General features: G+C 64.3%; 17 protein-coding genes. 11 read left to right on the top strand and 6 right to left on the bottom strand.

What is annotated here, in order from left to right; all coding sequences use genetic code 11:
- Positions 1–9: 9 nt before the first annotated feature.
- A complete protein-coding gene (locus tag AC3A6X_RS14045) occupies positions 10–1,788 on the bottom strand; it encodes a glycosyltransferase (protein WP_487842751.1) in 1,779 nt (592 codons plus the stop codon).
- 326 nt (positions 1,789–2,114) lie between these two features.
- Between AC3A6X_RS14045 and AC3A6X_RS14040 the strand changes: the two genes are divergently transcribed.
- From AC3A6X_RS14040 to AC3A6X_RS14025, 4 genes are all read left to right on the top strand, one after another.
- Positions 2,115–2,957 carry an FkbM family methyltransferase gene (locus AC3A6X_RS14040; RefSeq protein ID WP_487842750.1) on the top strand — a complete coding sequence of 281 codons (843 nt, stop codon included), beginning with the start codon at positions 2,115–2,117 and terminating at the stop codon, positions 2,955–2,957.
- Between the two features lie 154 nt (positions 2,958–3,111).
- On the top strand, positions 3,112–4,614 hold the full coding sequence (locus AC3A6X_RS14035) for a hypothetical protein (protein WP_487842749.1): 1,503 nt from the start codon (positions 3,112–3,114) through the stop codon (positions 4,612–4,614).
- A gap of 77 nt (positions 4,615–4,691) precedes the next feature.
- On the top strand, positions 4,692–6,206 hold the full coding sequence (locus tag AC3A6X_RS14030; RefSeq protein WP_487842748.1) for an MBOAT family O-acyltransferase: 1,515 nt from the start codon (positions 4,692–4,694) through the stop codon (positions 6,204–6,206).
- 2 nt (positions 6,207–6,208) lie between these two features.
- On the top strand, positions 6,209–7,192 hold the full coding sequence (locus tag AC3A6X_RS14025; protein WP_487842747.1) for a hypothetical protein: 984 nt from the start codon (positions 6,209–6,211) through the stop codon (positions 7,190–7,192).
- Positions 7,193–7,274: 82 nt separating this feature from the next.
- Here the strand turns inward: AC3A6X_RS14025 and gmd are convergent, their stop codons facing one another.
- Positions 7,275–8,312: a GDP-mannose 4,6-dehydratase gene (gene gmd / locus AC3A6X_RS14020; protein WP_487842746.1), complete on the bottom strand. Its 1,038-nt coding sequence runs from the start codon at positions 8,310–8,312 to the stop codon at positions 7,275–7,277.
- 425 nt (positions 8,313–8,737) lie between these two features.
- Here gmd and AC3A6X_RS14015 point away from each other — a divergent pair, with 425 nt between their 5' ends.
- From AC3A6X_RS14015 to AC3A6X_RS14000, 4 genes are read left to right on the top strand one after another with little or no spacing between them, the layout of a single operon-like run.
- Positions 8,738–11,161, top strand: a complete 2,424-nt coding sequence (locus tag AC3A6X_RS14015; protein WP_487842745.1) for a glycosyltransferase — start codon at positions 8,738–8,740, stop codon at positions 11,159–11,161.
- Positions 11,158–12,309 carry a glycosyltransferase gene (locus AC3A6X_RS14010; RefSeq protein WP_487842744.1) on the top strand — a complete coding sequence of 384 codons (1,152 nt, stop codon included), beginning with the start codon at positions 11,158–11,160 and terminating at the stop codon, positions 12,307–12,309. The genes AC3A6X_RS14015 and AC3A6X_RS14010 overlap by 4 nt, the downstream gene beginning before the upstream one ends.
- Before the next feature lie 54 nt (positions 12,310–12,363).
- Positions 12,364–13,320, top strand: coding sequence for a GDP-L-fucose synthase family protein (locus tag AC3A6X_RS14005; RefSeq protein ID WP_487842743.1), 957 nt, complete (start codon positions 12,364–12,366; stop codon positions 13,318–13,320).
- Positions 13,313–15,460, top strand: coding sequence for a glycosyltransferase family 4 protein (locus AC3A6X_RS14000; RefSeq protein WP_487842742.1), 2,148 nt, complete (start codon positions 13,313–13,315; stop codon positions 15,458–15,460). The genes AC3A6X_RS14005 and AC3A6X_RS14000 overlap by 8 nt, the downstream gene beginning before the upstream one ends.
- Here AC3A6X_RS14000 and AC3A6X_RS13995 read toward each other — a convergent pair.
- Genes AC3A6X_RS13995 through AC3A6X_RS13985 form a run of 3 tightly spaced genes read right to left on the bottom strand, consistent with a single transcriptional unit; the run spans position 15,429 to position 18,404 of the window.
- Positions 15,429–16,175: an ABC transporter ATP-binding protein gene (locus tag AC3A6X_RS13995; protein ID WP_487842741.1), complete on the bottom strand. Its 747-nt coding sequence runs from the start codon at positions 16,173–16,175 to the stop codon at positions 15,429–15,431. The genes AC3A6X_RS14000 and AC3A6X_RS13995 overlap by 32 nt on opposite strands.
- A gap of 7 nt (positions 16,176–16,182) precedes the next feature.
- A complete protein-coding gene (locus AC3A6X_RS13990; RefSeq protein WP_487842740.1) occupies positions 16,183–16,986 on the bottom strand; it encodes an ABC transporter permease in 804 nt (267 codons plus the stop codon).
- The gene (locus tag AC3A6X_RS13985; RefSeq protein ID WP_487842739.1) at positions 16,983–18,404 is read right to left on the bottom strand and encodes a mannose-1-phosphate guanylyltransferase/mannose-6-phosphate isomerase; all 1,422 of its coding nucleotides are present in this window, start codon (positions 18,402–18,404) and stop codon (positions 16,983–16,985) included. Before AC3A6X_RS13985 ends, AC3A6X_RS13990 begins: the two co-directional genes overlap by 4 nt.
- 164 nt (positions 18,405–18,568) lie before the next feature.
- Between AC3A6X_RS13985 and AC3A6X_RS13980 the strand changes: the two genes are divergently transcribed.
- The 3 genes from AC3A6X_RS13980 to AC3A6X_RS13970 are packed head-to-tail and all read left to right on the top strand — an operon-like array spanning position 18,569 to position 23,453.
- Complete coding sequence (locus AC3A6X_RS13980) at positions 18,569–20,587, top strand: acyltransferase family protein (RefSeq protein ID WP_487842738.1); 2,019 nt, start codon at positions 18,569–18,571, stop codon at positions 20,585–20,587.
- 20 nt (positions 20,588–20,607) lie between these two features.
- The gene (locus AC3A6X_RS13975) at positions 20,608–22,473 is read left to right on the top strand and encodes a glycosyltransferase family 2 protein (protein ID WP_487842737.1); all 1,866 of its coding nucleotides are present in this window, start codon (positions 20,608–20,610) and stop codon (positions 22,471–22,473) included.
- Complete coding sequence (locus AC3A6X_RS13970) at positions 22,473–23,453, top strand: glycosyltransferase (RefSeq protein WP_487842736.1); 981 nt, start codon at positions 22,473–22,475, stop codon at positions 23,451–23,453. Before AC3A6X_RS13975 ends, AC3A6X_RS13970 begins: the two co-directional genes overlap by 1 nt.
- Here AC3A6X_RS13970 and AC3A6X_RS13965 read toward each other — a convergent pair whose 3' ends face one another.
- Complete coding sequence (locus AC3A6X_RS13965; protein ID WP_487842735.1) at positions 23,454–24,230, bottom strand: glycosyltransferase family 2 protein; 777 nt, start codon at positions 24,228–24,230, stop codon at positions 23,454–23,456.
- Between the last annotated feature and the right edge of the window lie 6 nt (positions 24,231–24,236).

Genomic DNA, 24,236 nt, shown 5'->3' with positions numbered 1-24,236 from the left:
AGACAACGGTTACTCCTTGGAAGATCGCGCAGCGCGGGAAGCGATCGAGCACGCCCGCAGTGCCTTCTGGCACGCGCCATAGCGCCAATCGATCAGCGCCCGTTCGGACTCGGTCAGGTCCACAGGCGCGCCAAGGGTCTGGGACGCCTTCTCCAGGAATGCTTCGTCCGAGGAAAGAAGCCAAGGCGAGTTGATGGCGCTGCCGTATTTCCGCGTGATGCGGTTCGCTTCGTCGATGCCGCGCGTATTGGGTTGGGTCGATAGGCCTTCGGGGTTCACGAAGTACACGACGTGCGGATCGTTGACCTTGTAGAACACCTTGTCGGCCTGGACACAGCGGAGCCAGAAGTCGTAGTCGCCCGCGGACCGGTATGAGGCGTCGAACATCCCGACGTCCTGGTGCAACTCGTGCCGCCACATCGGGGCGTTGTGAGGCGAGTTGGAGCGGATCAGGTTGTAGGGCGTGATGATCGGGACTTCGCTGCGAATTCCGATGGCGGCTGTCCGCTCGACGCTCGCCATCCCGTCGAAGGAGTACCAGAAGTCCTGGTAGACCACGTCCACGAACGGAAACTTCTTCAGGATCTCGACTTGGCGTTCGAAGGAGTCGCTTCTGCGCAGGTCGTCCAGGTTGGTGTTGGTGATGAAGCGCCCCCGCGCCATCTCGACGCCGAGGTTCCACGCCTCGTAGATTCCGATCCGGGTCGCGGCCCGGTGGTAGACGATGTTGGGGAAGCGCTTCATGTAGGAAGCGATCACCTCGTATTCGTTCTCCGGCGAGTCGGCATCGATGATGATGAGCTCGCAGGACGCGAAGATCGTCTGCGAAGTGATGTTCTCCATGAACTGCTCGATGTATTCCCCGCCCCGGTAGAGACTGGCGATCGCGGATACGAGGATCTCCGAGCCGCGATCGAAGGCGAGACTCGGATAGATCTTCGGAGGGGCCGGCAGCACTTCAGGCGCGGTGGCAAGGGCGCGTTGCTGCCATTCCTTGACCCCGATGAACTTGTCGGTCCCCATCACGTGCGCGAGGGTGGGGTCGTGGACAGGTGCGTTGCCTTGGTCGGTCAGTGCGGCGGCAGCGCGTTGCGAGAAGAGCGAGAGGACCAGCCGATCTCGACCGAGATTCTGATGGATGAGCCGGTAGTCCCAATGCGCGATCTCGTCCGCCATGGCGCCGCGCGCTAAGAGGTAGTCGTAGGTGAACTGGATGAATTTGCCGTTCGGGACCTCCGCCACGATCCGGCTGCGTTCACTTATAGCTTCCGCCTCCGGTGAGCTCGCGATGGTTTCGATGAGCCCGCCTGCGCTCAAGCGATTCGACCGGAGCTCGTTGGTCCACAGTTGTCGCTCGTCGGCATTGGGCGTCCGTTCGAGTACGAATTGGTAGATCCGCACGATAAGTGCTTCGAGCTCCGGGTCCGTTCCCTGTTCGTTTTGGGCCTTCCGCATGCGGGTGCGTTCGCGTACCACTTCCGCCTCTGGTGAGCTCGCGATGGTCTCGACGAGCCCGGCTGCGCTCAGGCGATTCGACCGGAGCTCGTTGGTCCACAGTTGCAACTCGTCAGCATTGGGCGCCCGATCGAGTGCGAGCTGGTAGGTCCGCGCGACCAGTGCCTCGAGCTCCGGGCCCGTTGTCTGTGGGGCGGAATGCTGGGGTGCGGATGGAACTGGCTGAGCCGGTGCATCAGGCCTAAGCAGCAGCGCCCGGCATTGCGCCAGGGCGAGACGCAACCTGCCGACGAGGGGGCGAGTCAGTGGCAGTTGTGGTGTCGGGCTATTCACATTCATCCTATCCAACACGTGCACCGCGCTTCTTGAGCGGGCTCTGGAGCGTGTACATGGGAGCTGCAACCTGCGGCTTCTTCCGCGAGCATATTGGTCAAGGGAGGGGCCGGCGACGGTAACCCGGTGAGCACCTCTTCCTAGATCCTGGCTTCGAGCGGGTGTCCGTCTCAAATTTGTGTGAAGCTTAGCAGAGCCGTGGTTCGCTTCCTCCGGCAGGTGAGTTCGAACGCCGAAGTCAGCACGCGGTGCAGGTCGATCGGTTACCAGCCATTTCAATGATGTCCGCGCGTGCGCGGTTATCATCTCCGGCTCACCTTGGGGGCATGAGCAACATGTTGGAAAAAGCCGCTGCAGACGATTTTGTCGGTCGATTCAGGGAAATCATTTCCGACCCACTCAATCTGCTGATCCGCCGCGTGCCGAATGCCGGCGTCGTGGAAGGTGGGCTGGTCTGTCTCCACAATGGATTGAAGGTCCCGTTTAGCGGCCCGGGCTCGTACTATGGCGATTTCAGCCAAGTGTTGAGCATCAACAGAGGTGTGCACGAGCCCCTCGAGGAATACGTCTTCCAGCAGGTGACGAGCGTTTTGCCCCCGGCGCCGATCATGCTGGAGCTGGGCGCATACTGGGGGCACTATTCGATGTGGCTGAAGCAAGCCAGGCCTGATGCCACGGTGTATCTGGTCGAACCCGAAGCCGAGAACGTGGAGGCCGGCAAGGCCAACTTCCTGCGCAACAGGATGGCTGGGGAATTCATTCAGGACTTCGTCGGGAGAGGCCACTTCCAGGTTGATCGCTTTCTGCGGGAAAGAGGCGTCGATCACCTCGACGTGCTGCACTCGGATATCCAAGGCTACGAGATGGAAATGCTCGAGGCTTGCACGGATCTGCTGAAGCAACGGAAGATCAGATATGCCTTCGTCTCGACCCATTCCCAGCAGTTGCATGATGACGTGATGCGGGTTTTCAGGAGCTTCGGCTACCGGGTGGAAGTAGCGGCCGATTTCGATGAGGAGACGACGTCGTACGACGGGTTCGTCTTCGCCAGTTCACCGGACACCAGGGCGGCCATTGGTGAATTTCGCCCGCTCTCGCGCACGCAGATCGCAGAAAGCAGCCCGGAAGATCTGCTGCGATACCTGGGCCGAGTGCTTCAAGGCGGTTGATTCCCGGGGCGCAGCCGGCCCTGCGCGACCGCCTGCACAAGAGAACCCTGTTCATGCAATCAGGCCAGCGCCACGAACAATATCAAAGATGTCCAGGCAAAGAATAACGTGGTGCGCGATCGCATTCGTCTGTGGCTTTCACCTGATTGCCGTGATGAGCTACCTTCTTCGAGAGGGGCGCCTATCCATCGTGCCGATCTACGACGACGTGGTGTACCTCACCGACGGGCTGCAACGACTCGCTGCACTGGATCGCTCCGGCATTGCCGGGTTCATGTCGGATTTTGTGGTGCGGCCGGCACATGCGCCGTTTATCGCCGTTGCGGCTGCGTTCGGCTTTCTGTTGAGCGCGGGTGAGGTCTGGGGACCCTATCTGCTCAACGGGGCATGGGTGTTCATCATCAGCGGCCTCGCGCTCGTGGCGCTGCGCGGCCTTGGCAATTGGAGCCGGCTTGGCATCGTCCTCGCCACTCTGGCGACCCCCATGTTCGGAAGCGTGATTGCGGAATTCCGGCCTGATCCCGTGTGGGGGCTGTTGTTAGGGATGTCGCTCGCCATCATGGCGACGATCGACATTGCGCAATCACGTCGGTCCCGTCTTCTTGCCCTGGGCCTTCTGTTCGGCGTGTCCGTGATCGCCAAGCCCACGGCTGCGCCGGCCTCGCTGGTGGTCCTTGCCGTCGGTTTTGTCACGCACCTGGGGCTGACCTTGCTGCTGCAACCCGGATGGCCCGTGCGGTCCGCGATCCGTCGCACGGGGGGAGTCGCGCTGGGCGCGGGCCTCGTGGTGGTGCCCTACTTTCTTGTGAACGGCGCAGAAATTCTGGCTTATATCCGCAACGTCATGGACTCCGGCAACACGGTGTGGCGGACGCAGGCGTCGTTCCAAGGACATCTCGCCTACTACCTGAACAAGGGTACGGGAACTTTAATGCTCGGCTGGCTTTGGTATCTGGCAATACCGATCCTGCTTTGCTGCGCGGCGATCCTTGTACGCATGAGGGAAAGGCGCGCCTTGGCGGCGCTTGGCGCGCTCGTGAGCGCGCTGCTGGCCGCTTATATCATCGTTTCCGTGAGCGAAGTGAAGTCGTTGATGATTGGCAGCCTGCTTTATGGCGCAATCATCGGCGCAGTGGTCTGGTCGCTCGGTGCGATCGTCCGGTACTTTCCCATTCGCCACGTCGTCGTCTTCGTCCTGGGCGCGGGAATTTTCCTGGTTCAATGGACGCCGCATGCCGGAATGATCCGGCGCGCCGATCCCGCGATGACCAGTACCGACGACGCGACCAGGGCGGTCTTCCCGGCAGTGCTAGCCGCCCTGCAAGTCGGCGAGACAAAGGCCGCACTGGTGACGGTGCCTGGTCCTGTCTATGCCGGCAGTCTGGACTTCCTTGCCCGGCAGCAAGGGGTAGTTCGCCGTTTCTCGGCGGCCTATACGTGGGACCGGTGGGAATTGTTCGTCGAGGGCGTGGCCGCAGCCGACATCATTGTCTTGAGCGAGCCAGGCATGCGAGGACAAGCGCTTGGCTTCAGTTTCCCGAGTGTCCAGTTCCAGCAGAAACTCCTGAACACGCTGCGCGCCGATGCGGCATTCGCAGGACGGCCAATGTACACGGATGAGCAGGGAAGATCCGTGTGGGTGTTTGTGCGGAGATGAACGCGGTCGCTAGCTGCGCTGGACTGCGGCGCCGTCACCAACCCACTTGAGAGCGTGGCGAAGCACCCCGGGGACTTATGCTTTTCAATTCGCCTGAGTTTCTCTTTGCGTTCCTGCCACTGACGCTGCTCCTTACGGGCGTGGCGCTCTTTTTGCGCGGTCGCTCGGCTGGGATCGCCACTCTAACGGCGGCGTCGCTCTTCTTCTATGGGTGGTGGGAGGTACGGGCACTCCTGGTCATTGGCACCTCCATCGCGTTCAACTACACGCTCGCTCAATCGATAGCGACCAGTGCAGATGATGCCAAGAGGCGTAAGAAAGTCGCCGTCGGCGTGGCCGTCAATCTCGCGGCGCTGGCTTATTACAAATACGCAAACTTCTTCATTGCGAACGTCGTTGCTTTGACTGGTGCGAACCTGCATGCGTTGAATGTGGTTTTGCCGCTGGCGATCTCGTTCTACACATTCCAGCAGATTGCCTTTTTGGTTGATACCTATAAGGGGAATATGCAGCGGATCCCTTTCAGGGATTACATGATCTCGGTAGTGTTCTTCCCGCACCTGATCGCTGGCCCGCTCCTTCACTATCGCGACATTATCAGTCAGTTCGAGCAGAGGTTCCGGGTGACGTGGGCCACGGTAGGCGCTGGACTGCCTATCTTTGCCATGGGCCTCGCGAAAAAGATTGGGCTCGCGGACCCCATCGCTCAGTTTGTGTCGCCACTGTTCGTCAAGGCTCAAACCGGCCCGCTTGAATTGTTCGAAGCTTGGGCGGCAGCACTCGGTTACACGGCGCAGCTCTATTTCGACTTCTCCGGCTACTCTGACATGGCGATCGGCCTGGGCCTCATGTTCGGGATTACGCTGCCGCTCAACTTCTTCTCGCCATACAAGGCAACTTCCATCATCGAGTTCTGGCGCTGCTGGCACATGACTCTCTCAAGCTTCCTGAAGGACTATTTGTACTTCTCCCTGGGAGGCGGCCGAGTGGGGCCGGTGCGCCGGAACGTCAACCTGATGATCGTCATGCTTCTCGGCGGTCTTTGGCACGGCGCCGCATGGACCTTCGTTTTCTGGGGTGCTCTTCATGGTGCTTTCCTGGTCGTCAACCATCTTTGGCGAAACCTTGTTGGAAGCCGGCTGGGGAGGGCAAACACCGCACTTGTCCCGCTCTACGGAGCTCTGACCTTCTTGCTTGTAGTTATCAGTTGGGTGTTCTTCCGTGCAGCTTCGTTCGAGGCAGCGCTGAACGTGCTTACTGGCATGTTCGCCCCCGCTGTGGTGTCGCTGCCTGGAGAGTTCGCGTACCACCTCAACACTGAAAGCCTGCCCGGCGTAGTTTGGGGGCAGGGCATGAGCTTTGCCGACTTCGCTGGTTTCTGGGCCTACGCTGCTGTGGCATACGCCATCATCTGGCTTGCGCCCAATTCCGCGCAGATTTTCGGCCTCGATGGCAGCAGCGCCTCGAAGCCAAAGTTGAGTGTTGGCGCGCTGATGGTTGCTCGCGTGGCCGTGATGGCGATCCTGTGCTGGGTCTGTGGCTTCGGGGTCTTCAGCGCCGTTCCCTCCGAGTTCCTCTATTTCCAGTTTTGACGATGAAGTCGAAAGCAGTCGCGCTTTTTGCGGCCTTCTTGCTGGGGCTGATCGGGCTCTGGCTCCTTGCTCTTCAGGTGCTCCCGCGACCTGTTGAGTCGCGATGGATCGACGGCATCTACGCCAAGAAGGAGGCGGCGGCTGCGGGTATCACCGGACCAAAGGTCGTCATCATCGGTGGTTCCGGGACGCACTATTCGTACTCCGCGCGCGTGGTATCGCAGGCAACAGGTCTCAAGGTGGTCAACTTGGGCACGCATGCGGGGCTCGGTGCCGAATACATCTTGCACCGCGCACGCGCGTCCCTCAAGCCTGGCGACACCGCCGTCATTGCGCTCGAGCACCAGTTGGCCCATCGCGCCAAGCTGTCTTCTGTGCTGGCGGCTTTCGTGCTGACGAGCGACCCAGGCTATCTGCTGCGTGGAGCGCCAGTTAGCGACATCCCCTCGCTGGTCTTCGGGTATCCCCCTGTCGAGGTGGTCCGGCAGGCTGCAGCACGCTCCGTGCCTCACCGCTCACCGCTCTATCGGCCCGAGACGGTCGACGCTTGGGGCGATGAGACTGCGAACTCGCCTGCCAACAAGCTGCCGTACATGGCAGCGACAGTGCGTTCGCTGCCCGCGGTGGGGGTCAAAGCACCCGACCCTGGCAGTCCTCCCGGTTTCCTCGTCGAGTTCGCGGACTGGGCGAAGCACAACAAGGTTCGGCTGCTGCAGGCATGGCCAGCGACGACGTTTCGATCGGTCTATTTGACGCCGCACTATGAAGCCTACTTCGGGCAATATGCCGAAACATACCGCCGACTGGGTTTCACGGTGCTGGGCAATCCAACCGACTATCTAATTCCAGAAGACGAGATGCTGGATTCGATGTACCACGCTGACGTTGTCGGAGCCGAGCGCATCTCGAAGGCGTTTGCGGTCGATCTATGTAGGGCCATTGCTTGCCCAGGTGCTCAACCGGGCAGTGCAGTCCCTAAACCTTGATCTCGCTTCCGATTTCGACATCGTCATCTTTGTTCGCCCGGCGCCACAGCTCTCAGATTCTTCGAGGGTGGCGTCGGACCAGTCAGAAAGAACGCCCTTCGGCGTTCCTGCGAAGGTCCGCGTCGACCATCATCTTGCACAGCTGTTCCAACGTCGTCGTCGGCTCCCATCCCAGCTTCTCCTTGGCGCGCGCCGGGTTGCCGATCAGCAGATCCACTTCCGCCGGTCGGTAGAACTTCGGGTTCACGCGCACCAGGGTTTTGCCGGTCTTCACGTCGATGCCGATCTCGTCCTGTTCCTTGCCTTCGAAGCGCAGCTCGTGGCCGGCCGCCTTGAACGCCATGTCGACGAATTCCCGGACCGTCTCGGTCCGGTTGGTCGCCAGCACGAAGCTGTCCGGCTCCTTGGCCTGCAGCATCATCCACATGCCCTCGACGTACTCCTTGGCGAAGCCCCAGTCGCGCTTGGCGCCCAGGTTGCCCAGCTCCAGTACTTCGGCCTTGCCCAGCTTGATCTTGGCCACGCCGTCCGTGATCTTGCGGGTCACGAACTCGCGGCCGCGCAGCGGGCTTTCGTGGTTGAAGAGGATGCCGCTGCAGCCGAAGATGTCGTAGCTCTCGCGGTAGTTGATGGTCATCCAGTGGGCGAACAGCTTGGCCACGCCGTAGGGGCTGCGGGGGTAGAAGGGGGTGTCTTCCACCTGGGGAATGGCCTGCACCTTGCCGAACATCTCGGAGGTGGACGCCTGGTAGAAGCGGATCTTCGGGTTGGTGAGGCGGATCGCTTCGAGCAGGTGCAATGCGCCCATGGCGGTGATCTGGGCCGTTGCGTCGGGCTGGTTGAAGCTCACGCCCACGAAGCTCTGCGCTGCAAGGTTGTAGACCTCGTCCGGCGCCGCTTCCTTGATGAGGGTCAGCGAGCTGCCGAGATCGGTCAGGTCGTATTCGACGAGATGCAGGTCCGGGTTGTCCTGAATGCCGAGCTCCTCGATGCGCCAGAAGTTGACGGAGCTGGTCCGACGGTATGTGCCGTAGACGACGTAGCCCTTGCTCAGCAAGAGCTCGGCAAGATAGGCGCCATCCTGGCCAGTGATACCTGTGACAACAGCACGTTTCTTCATGGGGTCCTTCCGATAGAGACAGATGCGCCATCGGCATGGCGCTGAACTGGGGGATTTTGCCTTAAAGCACTCGACCACTTTTCACCCGCCATGGCTTGAAAATAGGGGTCCACCCATGTGCCGCTTAAAATCTAGGGTAGACGGCGAGGCTGAGGAGCGTCCTGGATCGCGAGGAACAAACCATGGCTCGATCCGATCTGGCAATACCCAGAAGAAGACAGTGCGTCGGCGCGCAAGCGCGGAGGCGAGCGTCCACTACCACACTGGTGGATACATTTCTTCCGATGTTTTTCGTTTGGGTTCGCGACGTAGGCCCGAATCGTGCTCCGCCGTGTGTCCCAATGGGGTGCATTTGCAGGTGGGGAGCTGCGTGCCGTGGGCGAATGTCGTGGCATATACGCCCCGTGCGTTGACTTGTACCTTCGATGATGAGTGAAATAAAACCGCGCCTGGCGCTGGATATGTATGTACTTGCGCAGGGCGTGAAGACCGGCGTCTATCGTGTCTGTGACGAGCTTTACGGGAGGCTGGCGGTTTCTTCGCGGTTCAGCCCGCGCTTGTTCGTGCGGTCGGGCTATGAGCTCAAGGGCGGCGAGTACATTGCAGCGGCGCGATTGCCCGGCAAACTGCACGACAGTCGACACGCGCCCTCGGGCGATGCCGACATCCTTCTTTCTCCCTTCGGAGTGGCGCCAAGCCGCTGGCTGGACGACGAGAACGTTCTCCAGGCCCACATCATCTACGACCTGATCGCGATCCATCGGCCCGAATACTTCAGCCTGGAGGCCTCGACGGAGGTGCGCAACATCATCGCCAGCCTCGATGAGCGCACGGTGATCTTCGCGATCTCCGAATACACCCGCAAGGAACTGCTGGCCCACCGCCCCGACCTGAGCCCGGCACAGGTGACCGTGATCCCTCTGGCCGCCGGCGCGCGCTTCAAGCCTTGCGGCAATGCCGGCGAGCGCGCCGCCATGCGGTCGAAGTACGGCATTCCCACTGGGGTGCCCTACGCGCTGAGCCTGGCGACGCTGGAGATCCGCAAAAACCTGGATCAAGTGGTACGGGCCTTCGTCCGCTATCTGGAGCAGCATGGCGCTAGCGACATGCGCCTCGTGCTCGCGGGTATGTCGGGATGGAAGCTCGAAAAGCTCGACGAGGCGCTTGCGGCGGCTGGCCAGTGGCGCGATCGCATTGTCCTGACCGGCTTCGTCGACGACCAAGACCTTTCGGCCCTCTACAGCGACGCCTTGTGCTTTGTCTACCTGTCGCGCTACGAAGGATTCGGCCTACCCCCGTTGGAGGCCATGGCCTGCGGTACTCCGGTCATCTGCGCGGACAATTCCTCCCTTCCTGAGGTTGTGGGGGACGCCGGGTTGATGCTGGATGCCGACGATGTCCAGGGAGTGGCAGACGGTCTTCATAAGATTGCCGCTTCCAATGCTTGCAGGGAAGAGTTTTCTCGTAGGGGCCTCCGAAGGGCCTCTCTGTTTGACTGGGACCGCTGCGCTGAAATCGTCATGGATACGCTGGCCGCCGCACACGAACGACATGCCGCCAGGCCTGCGCATCAAAAGCGCCGGTCGGCGATCTTGCCGGCCACGCCTGAAGGGTTGGAGGCCGTCAACGTCGACAGCTTGGCCGAGGCCAGTTTTCTTGGCTATCGGAACGGTAGCCTCGGGCCGGCCTTCGTCACGCATGGTGCGCCGCTGTCGAGCCAGGTCGATGCGGCATGGCCGCTTTGGGCGGACCGCCTGCCTAATCCGGGCGCAGCAGATCGTCTCGAAGGCGGGCTGAGAACTTTGGGCCGCCTGAAATCCGGCAGTCCCGAGGCGCCGCTGGTCAGCTATGTCACCGTGGTCCGCAACAACACAAACACGCTGGCGCGGACCATCGAGAGCGTTCAGCGACAGACCTATGGCAACGTCGAGCATATCGTGGTGGATGGCGCTTCGACGGACGGTACCCTCGAACTCATTCAGCGGTACGGCGAGCGGCTCGACTACTACGTGTCCGAGCCCGATGACGGCCTCTATGAAGCGATCAACAAGGCCATTTCCCTGGCGCGCGGGCAGTTGATCTGTGTTCTCAATTCAGATGATTGGCTGGAACCGCATGCAGCAGAAATCGCCGTCTACCGCATGCGCCAAATGTGCGATGGCCCGGCGCTTTTGCTGACCACCGCGCTGGTGCGTGACGGTGCCGTCATCCACGAATGGCATCCGGCCTTCGTTCACCCCGGCAGCTATTTCACCTGCGCCAACGATTGCCACAACGGGATCTACGCCACGCGGGCGGCTTATGAGCGGTCTGGGCCTTACGACTGCACCTACAAGATTGCGGCCGATTTCAAGTGGATCATGACCTGCCTTGAATCCGGCGCGAGATTCGTCTACACGAGAGAGCCCACCGTCAACTACTCCATGGGAGGCACGTCGGGTGACGTCCGCAAGCACAGCATCGAGTGCATGCGTGTCGTGAGTGACCGCTTCGACTTTCTTTCCCCGATCGAGGTCAGCGGTCTCTATCACAGCTTCTTCGTGCTGGCGGGTGCGTTTGCCGCAGAGCAAGGCGGTCGCCCGAGCAACCACACACTGTTCCTGCGGAGGGTCTTTGCGGCCCACGAGAGCAAGTCCGATTTTCTGAGCGCGCTGGGGTGGGCCTCGATGGCAACGCTGGAGCACCCGGTCGATGTGGCCGTCGCGCCCCAGCCCGCGGTGGCGGAGGCCGCGCCGTCTCCGGCGCCGACCTTCAAGCGGTCGGTCAAGGAACTGGCCAAGAGCCTTCTCTACAAGCATCCAGGCCTCTATGGCGCCGCCGCGCGCGGATACCGGCGCCTCAGAGGATGAGCGACGTGGCGCGAATTGCCTATATCGACCACTCGTTTCACCGAACCACGCGCTCCACGGAATTCCTTCCGGAACTCCTGCAGCGTCACGGCCATGTGGTCGATCATTTTTGGGACGATGCCTGGCAGGGCGGCCCGCCCGTGGCCTGGAGCGAGGTCGCCGCGCACGACGTGGTGATCATGTTCCAGTCGTTCTGCCGGCCGGACAGCCCGTATTTCAGGCTGTCCCACCCAAACGTCATCTACATCCCCATGCTCGACCAGTTCGGCCTCTGGCAGGGGCCGATCTACAACCTGTCGGCGTTCTGGGAGCCGTTCCAGGGCTCGAAGGTGCTCAACTTCTCGAATGCGTTGCAATCGATGACAACGGCCTTCGGTATTGCGAGCCACTTCGCCCGGTACTACCAGCCCGTCACGGCGCCGCCGGCCTCCACACGCGAAGGCCTGCATGGCTTCTTCTGGCTGCGTCGCGAACTGCAATTGCCTTGGAAGACCATTCGCCAGCTCATCGAGGGCGTGCGCTTCGACAGCTTCCACATCCATCTCGCGACCGACCCCGGTACGGACGCGCCGCAGCTGCCTTCCGCGGAAGATATCGCCAGGCATCACATCACGACGTCCACGTGGTTCGAGCACAAGGCGGATCTTCATGCACTGATGGAGCGCGCGAACGTCTACTTCGCGCCGCGTGCGGAAGAGGGGATCGGGCAGTCCTTCCTGGAAGCCATGGGCCGAGGCCAATGTGTCGTGGCGCCCAATCAGGGCACCATGAACGAATACATCCTGCCGGGCTTCAACGGCCTGCTCTTCGACATCCGGGATCCGCAGCCACTCGATTTTTCCGACGTGGCCCGATTGGGCGCGCGGGCCAGGGAAAGCACGATCGCGGGTCGCGCTGCGTGGGAGAGCGCCGAGGAAGAGCTTGTGCGCTTTGTCCTCGCTCCCAGCGAGACGCTTTATGTCGGCCGCTATCAACATGCCTTCGCGGGCGTGCCGGCGGCTGCGCAGTCCGATGCGGCGCCAGCGCCGGCCACAACGTTTTGGGTGGCCCGTTTGCGTGCACTCTCCGAGCGCCACTCTTTCTTTCGATCGACACGCGTCATCTGGCATCCCATGGTTCGGCTTGCCCGGCAGCTGCTGGGCCGCTGACCATGGCATCCGTTACCCTTCATTGCATTGGCTGAAAAGCTCACAAGGTCCCCCATGGAAAACAAAAAGGTATTTGTCGCAGGCCATCGTGGCCTTGTCGGCACGGCAACGCTGCAGGCTCTGAAGAACAGGCCCGACTACGAGGTGCTGACGCGCGGCCGAGCCGAGCTCGATCTCGAGGACCGCGACGCGACGCGGGCCTTCTTTCTCGAGCATCGGCCGGACTACGTCGTCATGAGCGCGGCCAAGGTGGGGGGAATCCTCGCGAACTCGACCTTCCCGGTCGACTTTCTGCACAACAACCTGCGCATCCAGCTCAATGTCTTCGACGCAGCCCACGAGGCTGGCGTTGAGCGGATGATCTTCCTTGGCTCCTCGTGCATCTACCCGCGCGACTGCCCCCAGCCCATCAAGGAAGAATATTTGCTGACCGGGCCCCTGGAAGCCACCAACCGGCCCTACGCGCTGGCCAAGATCTCCGGCGTGGAGTCGTGCTGGGGCTTCAACCGCCAGTACGGCACGCGCTATCTCGCCGCCATGCCGACGAACATGTACGGGCCGGGCGACAACTACCACCCCGAGCACTCGCATGTGCTGCCGGCGCTGATCCGCCGCTTCCACGAAGCCAAGATGAGGCGCGATCCTGCTGTGGTCGTATGGGGTTCGGGCACGCCTCGCAGAGAATTCATGTACTCCTCGGATCTCGGGGACGCCATCGTGTTCCTGTTGGGACTTCCCGAGGATCGCTTCGCCGAACTCACCCGCCCGGAGGTGACGCCCCTGATCAATATCGGCGTGGGCGAGGACGTCACCATCCGCGAGGTGGCCGAACTCGTGAAGGCGACCGTTGGCTATGAGGGCGAACTCAGGCTCGATGCCAGCAAGCCCGACGGCACGCCGCGCAAGCTGATGGACGTCAGCCGGCTTGCCGCGCTCGGCTGGAAGCCCCGTACACCGCTTGATACTGGTCTCAAGAATGCCTACCGCGATTTTCTCCAGCGCCATGCCTGAACCCTCCTTGCGGCGCTATGCGAGGCGCGTCGCCAAGGGCGCCTGGTGGCTTGTCACGCCTTGGCGCATGGGTGAGCGGCTGGAATTCCTGCGTCGGCGCGCGGCAGCGCAGGCGCGCGCGACCGCGTTCGCGATCCTGGTCGAAGTGGAGCGGGAGCGGCTCGCACTGCGTGAGCAGGGATTGGCTGTGCCGGCGCTTCCGCCGCTCGACCTGTTTGACGATGCCGCGGTCCTGCAGGCCGCCGAATTGCCGGCGGGCCATGTTTTCTGGGCGCCTGTCGCGCCTGACGAGGTGACGGATCGTTGGTCGGCCGCGCGCCTCCTGATTCAGCTGTGGCGCAAACGCGCCGATGTGCGGGCGCGATTCCCGCTGGCGTTGGAGCGTGGGCGCGGTGGCCCATTCGGCCAGTGGCTGCAGCAAGAAGGCGCTGCGCAGCTGCGTCTGGGCGATGCGGCATTGCAACTGGTGCTCGATGCATTGGACGCAGGACTTGCCGATGCCGCGCGTCAGGCGTTCCTCGCGAACCCGATGCTGGCCCCCGTGTTGCCGCACGGCTTGACGCCGGCCGGCATGCCGCACCTTTTCCGATGGCTCATGCATCACGCCGCGAGCGAAGCCGGTCTGCGGCAGGAAGAGCTCTGGTGGCTCTTTCTCCAGGCGGCCCAGAACCCGGTGCGTGAGCTGATGCTGGCCTATGCCTTCACACCGGCGTGGCAGGAACTGCACCCCGACGGGCTGACCGCTTTCGGCCGGGAGGCCTTCTGCGCCTGGTTCGCTGCGGAATACGGTGCCTCGGGTCCGTGGGTCGATGTGTCAACCTGGCCGGACTGGGAGAAGCCGTCCATTCAGATCCGAAACGCCTACTCGGCGCGAAGTGCGTGGCGCGCGGCACACCCCGACGCCTTGGCCGACGAAGAGCATGCGCGCGCGTTGCTGGCCTGGCTGTTGTCGCCGGCGGCTGACGTGTCCGACGCGGCTCGCGCCTGGTGCAGGCGCCTCGATGTTTCGTCGGTCGCCCGTGAGCTCGCGCAGCCCGGCGTCAACATGATCGGCCACTTCTGCTATGCCTCAGGCCTGCGGGTCTCTGCCGAATCCATGGTCGAGGCCATGGGCCGCGTCGGGGTGTCGGCTTCGCTGCGCGATGTGTGGACCGACGCCAAGGACGACCCTCATCACGTCGACTTTCACGGCATGGAGGCGCACGACGTCACCATCATCCACACCCAGCCCGAACCCTTCTTCGACGAGGCCTACCGGCGCGCCAACCTGTTCGAGCGCAGCCCCCGCACCTATCGCATCGGCTACTGGTACTGGGAGTTCGACTCCATCCCTGATTCATGGGTCGGGCATGCGGAGAAGGTCGACGAAGTGTGGGCCGCGACCGAGTTCGTTGCCCGTGGATTTCGGGACCGCCTTGCCATCCCCGTCCGCACGCTGTTTCCCGGCGTCAAGCTGGCGCCCTACACAGCACGCAGCAAGAGCTACTTCGGGCTGGAGGAGAGCCCCTTCACCTTCCTCTTCACGTATCACATGATGAGCGTGATGGAGCGAAAGAATCCCAAGGGTCTGATCCGCGCGTTCAAGCGGGCTTTCCGGCCGGACGAACCCGTGCGCCTGGTCCTCAAGAGCTCCTTCGGCGATCGGCACCCGGCGCAGATGCAGGAGCTGCGCGACGCCGCTGCCGGCGCCAACATCACCATCATCGACGAGATCTTCAACCCCGACGAGGTGCTGTCCCTCATGGACGCCTGCGACGCCTACGTCTCCCTGCACCGCAGCGAAGGCCTGGGGCTCACCATGGCCGAAGCCATGCTCATGGGCAAGCCCGTGATCGCCACCAACTTCTCCGGCAACGTCGACTTCATGGACGACAGCAACAGCCTGCTCGTCCCCTACAAGCTCGTGAAGCTGGGCAAGCCCATCCCGCCCTACGAAGCCGACCTGGAGTGGGCCGAGCCCTCGGAGCAGCACGCCGCCGAGCTCATGCGCCGGGTCTACGACAACCAGGCCTGGGCGAAAGAGGTGGGGGCGCGCGGCAAGGCCAGCGCCGAGGCCAACCTGTCGCTGGAGGCGGCGGGCCGCCGGATCGCCGCCCGCCTGGAAGAGATCAAGTCGCTGCGACGGCGCTCGGCAGGCTGACGGGCTCGCTGGCCGCCTGCTCGACGATCCGCCCGTGCTCCAGGTGGATCACCCGGTTGCACTCCTTTGCGATCAAAGCGGGCGAGTGCGAGGCCAGCACCAGGATGCCGGACTTGGCCACCACGTCCTTCATCCGCTGCTCGGCTTTTTCGGTGAACTCGGCGTCGCCGACCGAGAGCCACTCGTCCATCAGCAGGATGTCGGCCTGCACGCTGGTCGAGATCGAGAAGGCCAGCCGCATCAGCATGCCGGTGGAGTAGGTGCGCACCGGCATGTTGACGTATTCGCCCAGGCCGCTGAACTCGCAGATCTCGGGCGTCAGCGCGTCGATCTGCTTCTTGCTCATGCCCATCACCAGCCCCCGCAGCATGATGTTCTCGATGCCGGTGGCGTCGTGCTCGATGCCCAAAGCCGGGTCGATCAAGCTGGACACGCTGCCCTCGCGCACGAACTCGCCCGAAGAGGGCTCGTAGACGCCCGCCAGCGCGCGCAGCAGCGTCGACTTGCCCGCGCCGTTGTGGCCGACCAGGCCCAGCCTGTCGCCGCTCTTGAGCTCCAGGTTGATGTTGCTCAGCGCCTGCACGACGTTGACGCCGGTCTCCTTGCCGAAGCGGCCCCCGGTGACGGAGGCGGCCAGCGTCTTCTTCAGAGAGGCGGCGCCGGCGCCGTAGATGGGGAAGTTGACCGAGACGTTCTTGAGGGAGATGAAAGCCATGTTCTTTTTACAGCCAGTAGACGACGCGGCGGCGGTATCTCGCGAACAGCAGGCCCGAGACGACCACGCTCAGCGTCGTCCACACCGTGATGCCCCACCAGTTGTGGGCATCGGCCACGCCGCCCATCAGGGGTGCGCGCACCAGCTCGAGCATCTGCGCGAAGGGGTTGTAGAGGATGTACTGCGCGCGTCCCGGCAGGCTCTCGGGCAGCCAGAAGACGGGCGTCAGGAACATCAGCATCTGCATCACGCTGGTGACGATCTGGGTCACGTCGCGAAAACGCGTGCACACCAGCCCGAGCGCCAGGCCGAGGGCCTGGGCGTTGACCATCAGCAACAGGAAGGCCGGCACGAAGAGCCAGGCCGGCCACGACAGCGAGATGCCCGCCCACAGCGCCACCGGCACGTAGAGCACGATCTGGTGCGCGAACTGGATCAGGTTGCGCGCCATGCTCCGCCAGACGAACAGGCTGATGGGGAAGTAGCCCTGTTTCAGATAGTTGCTGGAGCCGATGAAGGCATTGCACGAGTCCGTCACCATGCTGGAGAAGAAAGTCCAGAAGATGATGCCCAGCGCCAGGTGCGGGAAGAACTTCGACAGCTCGGTGCCGAACAGCGAGCTGTACAGCGGTCCCATGCCGCCGATCATGGCGCCCATGCTGAGGGTCAGCCATAGCGGCCCGAGCATCGAGCGGCGGTAGCGCAGCACGATGTCGAACCAGGCCAGCGTCCACCAGATGTCGGTGCGGCGGGTGCCCTCCCACCAGTCGGACCACGCGCTGCGATGAAGGTTGGAGTGGGCTTGGCTCATACGCGTCCGTAGGTGTCCACCAGGCGAACGATGTCGTCTTCGCCGAGGTAGCCACCGCACTGGACTTCGATGAGGACCAGTTCATCCTGTCCGATGTTGGTCAAGCGATGCTTCTCCTTGAGCGGGATGTAGCGGTATTCGCCGGGCAGCGTCCGGTGCTCCACGTCGCCGATCTGGACCATGGCCGTGCCCTGCACCACCACCCAGTGCTCCGCGCGCTGGTGGTGGTACTGCAGCGACAGCGCCTCGCCCGGCTTCACGGTGATGCGCTTGACCTTGTAGCCGTCCTCTTCCTTGAGCGAGGCGTAGGTGCCCCAGGGGCGATGGACCGTTGCGGGCAGCGTCACCGTCTCGTGCTTGCGCGCCTTGAGGATGTCGACCACCTTCTTGACCTGCTGCGCGCTGTCCTTGTGGGCCACCAGCAGCGCGTCGGGCGTGTCGACGATCACCAGGTCGCGCAGGCCCAGCGCCGCGACGATCTTGGGGCCGTGGCTCTCGATCTGGATGTGGGTGCCCGTGGTGTCCACGGCCACGACGTGGTCGTCGGGGAAGGTGTTGCCGCTGGCATCCGAAGGCTGCGCCTTGGCGACGGCCGGCCAGGAGCCGACGTCGCTCCAGGCGAACCTCGCAGGCACGACTCGCACGTTGTCGGCGTGCTCCATCACCGCGTAGTCGATGCTGATGTCGGGCTGCAGGCCGAAGGCGTGCAGGTCGAAGTTGATCGCGTCGCCCTTGGTCTGTGCCGTGTCCAGCGCATGGCGCGCGGCGTTCATCACGTCGGGCGCGTGCCGCTCCAGTGCGGAGACGATGGCGGAGGCGGTGAAGCAGAACATGCCGCTGTTCCAGTAGTAGCGCCCCGTCGCCAGGTATTCCTGCGCCGTGGCCAGGTCCGGCTTCTCGACGAAGCGCTTGGCGAGCTGGCTCTCGCGCGAGACGCGCTCGACCTCCACGTAGCCGAAGCCGGTCTCCGGCGCGGTCGGCGCGATGCCGAACAGCACCAGCGAGCCTTCCTGCGCCAGCCGGAACGCCTCGCTCGCGCTGGCGACGAAGGCCTCCACGTCGGGCACCAGGTGATCGGCCGAGAGCACCAGCATCACCGTGTCGCCGCTGAACTGGCGCTCGCACTGCAGGGCGGCCAGCGCGATGGCGGGCGCCGTGTTGCGGCCTTTGGGCTCGAGCAGGTAGGTGGCCGACGGCGGATCGCTCATCTGGCGCAGCACGTCCTTGGTCAGGAACTGGTGGTCCTTGTTGGTGACGACCATCAGGTCGCCGGTGCCGCAGGCCTGCCCGCGCTCGATCGCCTGTTGCAGCAGGGTGGAGCCGCCCAGCTTCATGAAGGGCTTGGGCAGGGCCTGGCGGGAGACTGGCCAGAGTCTGGAGCCGGAACCTCCCGAGAGCACCACAGAAAGCAATCGCATTTTTGTCCTTCTCTTTGAGAGGGGGCGATTTTACCGGCCCAGGCCGCACGGCAATCCGACGCGGCGGGCGGTGCACGAAGGCGGCATCACGTTGCGAAGATAATCACGCGCTTGCCCGCGACGCGAGTCGCCGGCCGATCCGCCCCGCCCCAGACCGCGCTCGCATGCCCCCACAAGAAGAACAGTCCCACCTCGCCCACCCCAAGTACCGGCCGGACATCGATGGCCTGCGCGCGATCGCGGTGCTCTCGGTCGTGGGCTTCCACGCCTTTCCGCACTGGGTCAAGGGCGGGTTCATCGGCGTCGACATCTTTTTTGTCATTTCTGGTTACCTGATTTCCACGATCATCTTCGGCAGCCTGGCCGGAGAGGGCTTCAGCTACCGCGAGTTCTATGCGCGGCGCATCCGGCGCATCTTCCCGGCGCTGCTGGTCGTGGTGGCCGCGACCCTCGCCTTCGGCTGGTATGCACTGCTCGCCGACGAGTTCCGCCAGCTCGGCAAGCATCTGCTGGCGAGCGCCGGCTTCGTGGTCAACCTGGCGCTGTGGAACGAGGCCGGCTACTTCGACACCATCGCCGAAAGCAAGCCGCTGCTGCACCTGTGGTCGCTGGCGGTGGAAGAGCAGTTCTACATCTTCTGGCCCGTGTTCCTCGGCCTGGCCTGGCGCTTCAGGGGCGGACAGGGGCGCCATCTCGGCACCTGGATGTGGGTGGCGACGGGGTTGTCCTTCCTGCTCAACGTGTACGCGGTCCATCGCCATCCCACGGCCACCTTCTATTCGCCGCTGCCGCGCATGTGGGAACTGGGAGCCGGCGCCTTGCTGGCATGGAACGCGCTGCGACGCGAGCCGCATCGCAACTGGTACAGGCGCGAGCTGCGCAGCGTGGGTGGGCTCCTGCTGATCGTTCTCGGGGTGCTGCTCATCCAGCGCACCAAGTCCTTTCCGGGGTGGTGGGCGCTTCTGCCCGTGCTCGGCACCTGCCTGTGCATTTCGGCCGGCCCCGGCGCCTGGATCAATCGGCGGCTGCTCGGATCGCGCATCGCCGTCTGGTTCGGGCTGATCAGCTATCCGCTTTACCTTTGGCACTGGCCCTTGCTGGCCTATGCGCGCGTGCTGGAGAACGGCAGCGATCCGGCGCGCGTCGTGCGCATTGCAGCGGTCGTTGCGGCGATCGGGTTGGCCTGGATCACCTACCGCTACGTCGAACTGCGGCTTCGCCGGCACCAAGGCTCAACCGTCGTGCGCAGCCTCGCGGGGAGCATGGTCCTCGTGGCCGTCGTGGGCGCGCTGGCCCTTGGGCGTGTGCTGCCCTCGCGCAACGACGATCCCGGCCTGCAGGACGTCATGGCTGCAAGCGCCGATTGGGCCTATCCGGACGGCATGCGCACGGTCAAGGTCGAGGGCGAGACCATCTACCGTGTCGGCGAGGGTCGGCCCCACGTGCTGCTGATGGGCGACAGCCATGTCGAGCAGTTCGGTGCGCGCGCGGTCGAACTGGAACAAAAGCGGCCCGATTCGGTGGGTACGATGTTCTTCGCCACGCGCGGCGCCTGCCCGCCGATCCCGCACGTGCTGGAAGACCGCGATCCGGTGTGCGGCGAGCGTTTCGACCGCACGCAGCGCTTCGCGCTCGGCTCGCAAGTCGACGTGGTCGTGATCGGCGGCTGCTGGACCTGCTATTTCGACATCGGCGACGCCGCGCCCAGCCCGGCCGCGCCTCCGCCCGACAACTACTACTACCTGGACGTCAAGGGGCGCCATCCGCTGCGCGGCGGCGACGGCATTCCGCGCTCCATGGAGTCGCTGGAGTTGTTCATTCGATTGCTGCGCGCGGCCGGCAAGGAGGTCTATCTGCAGCTGACCATACCCGTCGGCCCCGACTTCGAGCCGCGCATGCGCGTCGCGGGCAACCGGCTCGGCGTGATGCATGCGACGCCGGTCAGTCCGAGGGCGCCGGTGTCGCCGAGCCAGCAACAACTGCGCGAGCGGCTGCGACAGGTGGCGGAGCGGGGCGGCGCGAAGGTCATCGACCCCGTGGCGGCCCTGTGCACGCCGGAGGGCCAGTGCCTGCGAACCACGCCGGACGGCGCCCCGATCTACAAGGACGCGACGCACCTTCGGGCGGCGTATGTCCGGCAGTGGGCCACCTTCCTCGATCCTGCCCTCGAGGCGCGTAAGTAAGCGACTTTGTCCAGCATTCCATGAAGCGCCTCACCCGATTCCTCCGACTCGCCCAACTGGCCATGCGGCACGGCCCGCGACTGATGACGCGGGTTCCGCAGGCCTGGCGCGTCTTCCGCAGGGCCGGATGGCGCGGCGTCGTGTGGGAAATGCGCCGGCGGACGTGGCCGCGCAGCGACTACGCCAACTGGGTGCGCATGCATGACACCCTTTCGCCCGAAGCCCGGGCAAGAATCGCCGAACGCGTGAGCGCCATGCGGGAGGGGCCGCTGATCTCGGTGCTCATGCCCAGCTACAACCCCGACCCCGCCTGGTTGCGCGCCGCAATCGAGTCGGTGCGCGAACAGCTCTATCCGAACTGGGAGCTGTGCATCGCCGACGACGCATCGCCTTCGGTCGAGGTGCGCGATCTCCTGCGCGACTACAGCGAGCGCGATGCGCGAATCAAGGTCGTCCTGCGCCCCGAGAATGGCCACATCTCGGCCGCCTCCAACAGCGCTTTGGAACTGGCGACGGGACCGTGGATCGCGCTCATGGACCACGACGACCTGCTTCCTGCCCACGCGCTGTTCTGCGTGGCCCAGTGCATCGTTGCGCATCCGGACGTGCAGCTCATCTATTCGGACGAGGACAAGATCGACGAGTCGGGTCGACGGTTCGACCCCTACTTCAAGCCGGACTGGAACATCGACCTGTTCCGCTCGCAGAACACCTTCAGCCACCTCGGCGTTCTGGCCACCGACCTGGTGCGCGCGGTCGGCGGTTTTCGCGTGGGCCTCGAAGGATCGCAGGATTGGGACCTGGTGCTGCGTTGCGTCGAGCGCGTTCGTGCCGACCAGATTCGGCATGTGCCGCGGGTGCTCTACCACTGGCGCGTGCATGGCGCCAGCACTGCGCGCTCGATGAAGGCCAAACCCTACGCTGCCGTGGCCGGCGAGCGGGCGCTGAACGAGCACTTCGCGCGTCTGGGCGTCGAAGCGAAGGCCGAGTACATCGGCATCGGATACCGCGCGCGCTACGCCTTGCCGAATGCGCCGCCGCTGGTGTCGCTGATCATTCCGACCCGCAATGCGTTGAAACTGGTGCGCCAGTGCATCGAATCGATCGTCGCGAAGACCACCTATTCGCCCTACGAAATCATCCTCGTCGACAACGGATCGGACGATCCCGCGGCGCTCGACTACTTCCGGGCCCTTTCGCAGAAACCGAACATCCGGGTGCTGCGCGACGAGCGCGATTTCAACTATTCGGCGCTCAACAACGCGGCGGTCGCAGTGGCTCGGGGCGAAGTCATCGCGCTGGTCAACAACGACATCGAAGTGATCTCGCCCGAATGGCTGTCCGAAATGGTGAGCCTGGCACTTCAGCCCGGCGTCGGCGCGGTCGGCGCGCGGCTGTGGTACCCGGACATGACCTTGCAGCACGGCGGCGTCGTGCTCGCGCGGGACAACCTGGCCTTGCATGCGCACAAGGGCCTGCCGGCCGGGCTGAACGGCTATGCCGGGCGCGCCGCGTTGATCCAGACTTTCTCTGCCGTGACGGCGGCCTGCCTGGTGATTCGCAAGGCGACGTACCTGCAGGTGGGCGGGCTCGACGAGGTCAATCTGCAAGTGGCCTTCAACGACGTGGACTTCTGCCTGCGCCTGCGGGAAGCCGGCTTTCGCAACGTGTGGACGCCGTATGCGCAGCTCGTACACCACGAATCCGCGACGCGGGGAGAGGACGTCGCTCCGCACAAGCGCGAGCGCTTCGAGCGGGAAATCGCCTATATGAAGGGGCGCTGGGCCGACGTGATTCGGCACGACCCGGCCTACAGCCCGAACCTGACCGTCGACAGCGACGACTTCGGCTACGCCTGGCCGCCGCGCGTCGAAGCGCTCGGGTGATGGCAGCAGTCTCCGTCGCGCTGTGCACGCGCAACGGCGCGCGCTACCTGCCTGCGCAGGTGCAGAGCATCTGCACGCAGGACCTGCTGCCGCGCGAAATCGTGCTGTCCGACGACGGCTCCAGCGACGACAGCGTGGCCGTCGTGCGCCAGGCCATGGCGGCCTGCGGCGTTGCCTCCAGCGTCGCGCTCACCGTCTTCGAGAACAAGCCGGCCCTCGGCGTCACGCGCAACTTCGAGCAGGCGATACGCGCCTGCCGGCACGAGCTGATCGCCCTCAGCGACCAGGACGACGTCTGGCATCCGGGCCGCCTCGCACGCATGGCCGCGCGCTTCGAGGCCCAGCCGGAGCTGTTGCTGCTGCACACCGATGCCCGGCTCGTCGACGGCGAGCTCCGGCCCCTGGGCGACACGCTGTTCCACGCGCTGGAGGTGCAGCCCGCAGAGCTCGAGGCCATCGCCCAGGGCCGCGCCTTCGATGTGTTCCTGCGCCGCAACCTCGTGACCGGCGCGACCACCCTGTTTCGCCGCAGCCTGCTCGCGTCGGCGCTGCCTTTTTCCGACGAATGGGTGCATGACGAATGGCTGGCCGCGCTGGCCGCGGCCACCGGCCGCATGGACGTGCTGCCCGAAGCCCTGATCGACTACCGCCAGCACGGCAGCAACCAGATCGGCGCCAAGCGGCCCACCGTGGCCGACAAGCTCGCCAAGGCCATGGAGGCGCGCGGCAGCAAGCACATGCAGCGCTGGCGCCGTGCGCAGGCGCTGCTCGATCGCCTGCTGGCGCTGCGGGGCCTGGTCCCCGAACCCATCGTGAGCGCCCAGCGCGGCAAAGTGGCGCACCAGCGCTTCCGGGCCGAGCTGCCCGCCTCGCGCCTGGCGCGGCTGCTGCCGGTGCTGCGCGAGGCCGCGAGCGGCCGCTACGAGCGCTTCGGCCGCGGCAAGCAGGCCATCGCGCAGGATCTGCTGGAGCGCGGCTGACTAGCGGGTGCCGGCGCGCGACGCCGCATCCAGCCGGCGGTAGCGCCAGAACGCCGCCGAGCTCCACACCTTCAGCAGGCTCGTCAGGTGCCAGTACAGGTGCCGCTTGCTGCGGTGGCTCGCGCGCTGCGCATCGTGCCGGGTCTGCAGGTGCTCCGCGATCGACAGCTTCCAGCCCGCCAGCCGCAGGCGCGCGCAGATGTCGAAGTCCTCGCCGTACATGAAGAAGCGCTCGTCGAAGCCGCCGATCTGCCGATACGCATCGCTGCGGAACAGCATGAACAGGCCCGGAATCCAGGCCGGCTCGGCCGGTATCGCATAGCCCGGACGCCGCCGCGTGAAGATCTCGCGCGGCGTGATGATCGCGCGGTGCTGCTCCGGCGTGGTCTTGCCGGGCTCCAGGATGCGCGGCGCCAGCAGGCCGGCGTCTGCTGGTGCGAATTCGACCAGCGGCGCCAGCACGTCGGCGTCGAAGCGGATATCGGGGTTGAGCACCAGGAACCACGGCGTCTCGCAGCGCGCGAAGGCCTGGTTGTGGTTGGCGCCGAAGCCCATCGGGCTGCCGTTCTCGATGCGCTCGATCGGAAAGCCCCAGCGCCCGCCCGCCAGCGCATCGGGCTCGGGGATGTTCAGCGTGAGCAGCACCTTGGCCGTTGCGCCGCGGCTGAAGCGGTCGAGCTGGTCCAGCAGCGGGCGTATGAGTTCGAGCTGACCATGGCTCACGATCGAGACCGTGACGGCGGGCGAGGAGGGCGGGAAGGGCGAGGATGAGGGCATGGTCTA

It is taken from the genome of Variovorax sp. Soil_C_12 (genome assembly GCF_057657375.1).
This window is presented reverse-complemented; position numbering and strand designations above follow the sequence as displayed.

What these genes read in the sequence shown, in the direction of transcription:
- AC3A6X_RS14040 (WP_487842750.1), top strand. Translation starts at nt 2,115, where the DNA reads ATGAGCAACATGTTGGAAAAAGCCGCTGCAGACGATTTTGTCGGTCGA.
- AC3A6X_RS14035 (WP_487842749.1), top strand. Translation starts at nt 3,112, where the DNA reads ATGAGCTACCTTCTTCGAGAGGGGCGCCTATCCATCGTGCCGATCTAC.
- AC3A6X_RS14030 (WP_487842748.1), top strand. Translation starts at nt 4,692, where the DNA reads ATGCTTTTCAATTCGCCTGAGTTTCTCTTTGCGTTCCTGCCACTGACG.
- AC3A6X_RS14025 (WP_487842747.1), top strand. Translation starts at nt 6,209, where the DNA reads ATGAAGTCGAAAGCAGTCGCGCTTTTTGCGGCCTTCTTGCTGGGGCTG.
- gmd (WP_487842746.1), bottom strand. Translation starts at nt 8,312, where the DNA reads ATGAAGAAACGTGCTGTTGTCACAGGTATCACTGGCCAGGATGGCGCC.
- AC3A6X_RS14015 (WP_487842745.1), top strand. Translation starts at nt 8,738, where the DNA reads ATGATGAGTGAAATAAAACCGCGCCTGGCGCTGGATATGTATGTACTT.
- AC3A6X_RS14010 (WP_487842744.1), top strand. Translation starts at nt 11,158, where the DNA reads ATGAGCGACGTGGCGCGAATTGCCTATATCGACCACTCGTTTCACCGA.
- AC3A6X_RS14005 (WP_487842743.1), top strand. Translation starts at nt 12,364, where the DNA reads ATGGAAAACAAAAAGGTATTTGTCGCAGGCCATCGTGGCCTTGTCGGC.
- AC3A6X_RS14000 (WP_487842742.1), top strand. Translation starts at nt 13,313, where the DNA reads ATGCCTGAACCCTCCTTGCGGCGCTATGCGAGGCGCGTCGCCAAGGGC.
- AC3A6X_RS13995 (WP_487842741.1), bottom strand. Translation starts at nt 16,175, where the DNA reads ATGGCTTTCATCTCCCTCAAGAACGTCTCGGTCAACTTCCCCATCTAC.
- AC3A6X_RS13990 (WP_487842740.1), bottom strand. Translation starts at nt 16,986, where the DNA reads ATGAGCCAAGCCCACTCCAACCTTCATCGCAGCGCGTGGTCCGACTGG.
- AC3A6X_RS13985 (WP_487842739.1), bottom strand. Translation starts at nt 18,404, where the DNA reads ATGCGATTGCTTTCTGTGGTGCTCTCGGGAGGTTCCGGCTCCAGACTC.
- AC3A6X_RS13980 (WP_487842738.1), top strand. Translation starts at nt 18,569, where the DNA reads ATGCCCCCACAAGAAGAACAGTCCCACCTCGCCCACCCCAAGTACCGG.
- AC3A6X_RS13975 (WP_487842737.1), top strand. Translation starts at nt 20,608, where the DNA reads ATGAAGCGCCTCACCCGATTCCTCCGACTCGCCCAACTGGCCATGCGG.
- AC3A6X_RS13970 (WP_487842736.1), top strand. Translation starts at nt 22,473, where the DNA reads ATGGCAGCAGTCTCCGTCGCGCTGTGCACGCGCAACGGCGCGCGCTAC.
- AC3A6X_RS13965 (WP_487842735.1), bottom strand. Translation starts at nt 24,230, where the DNA reads ATGCCCTCATCCTCGCCCTTCCCGCCCTCCTCGCCCGCCGTCACGGTC.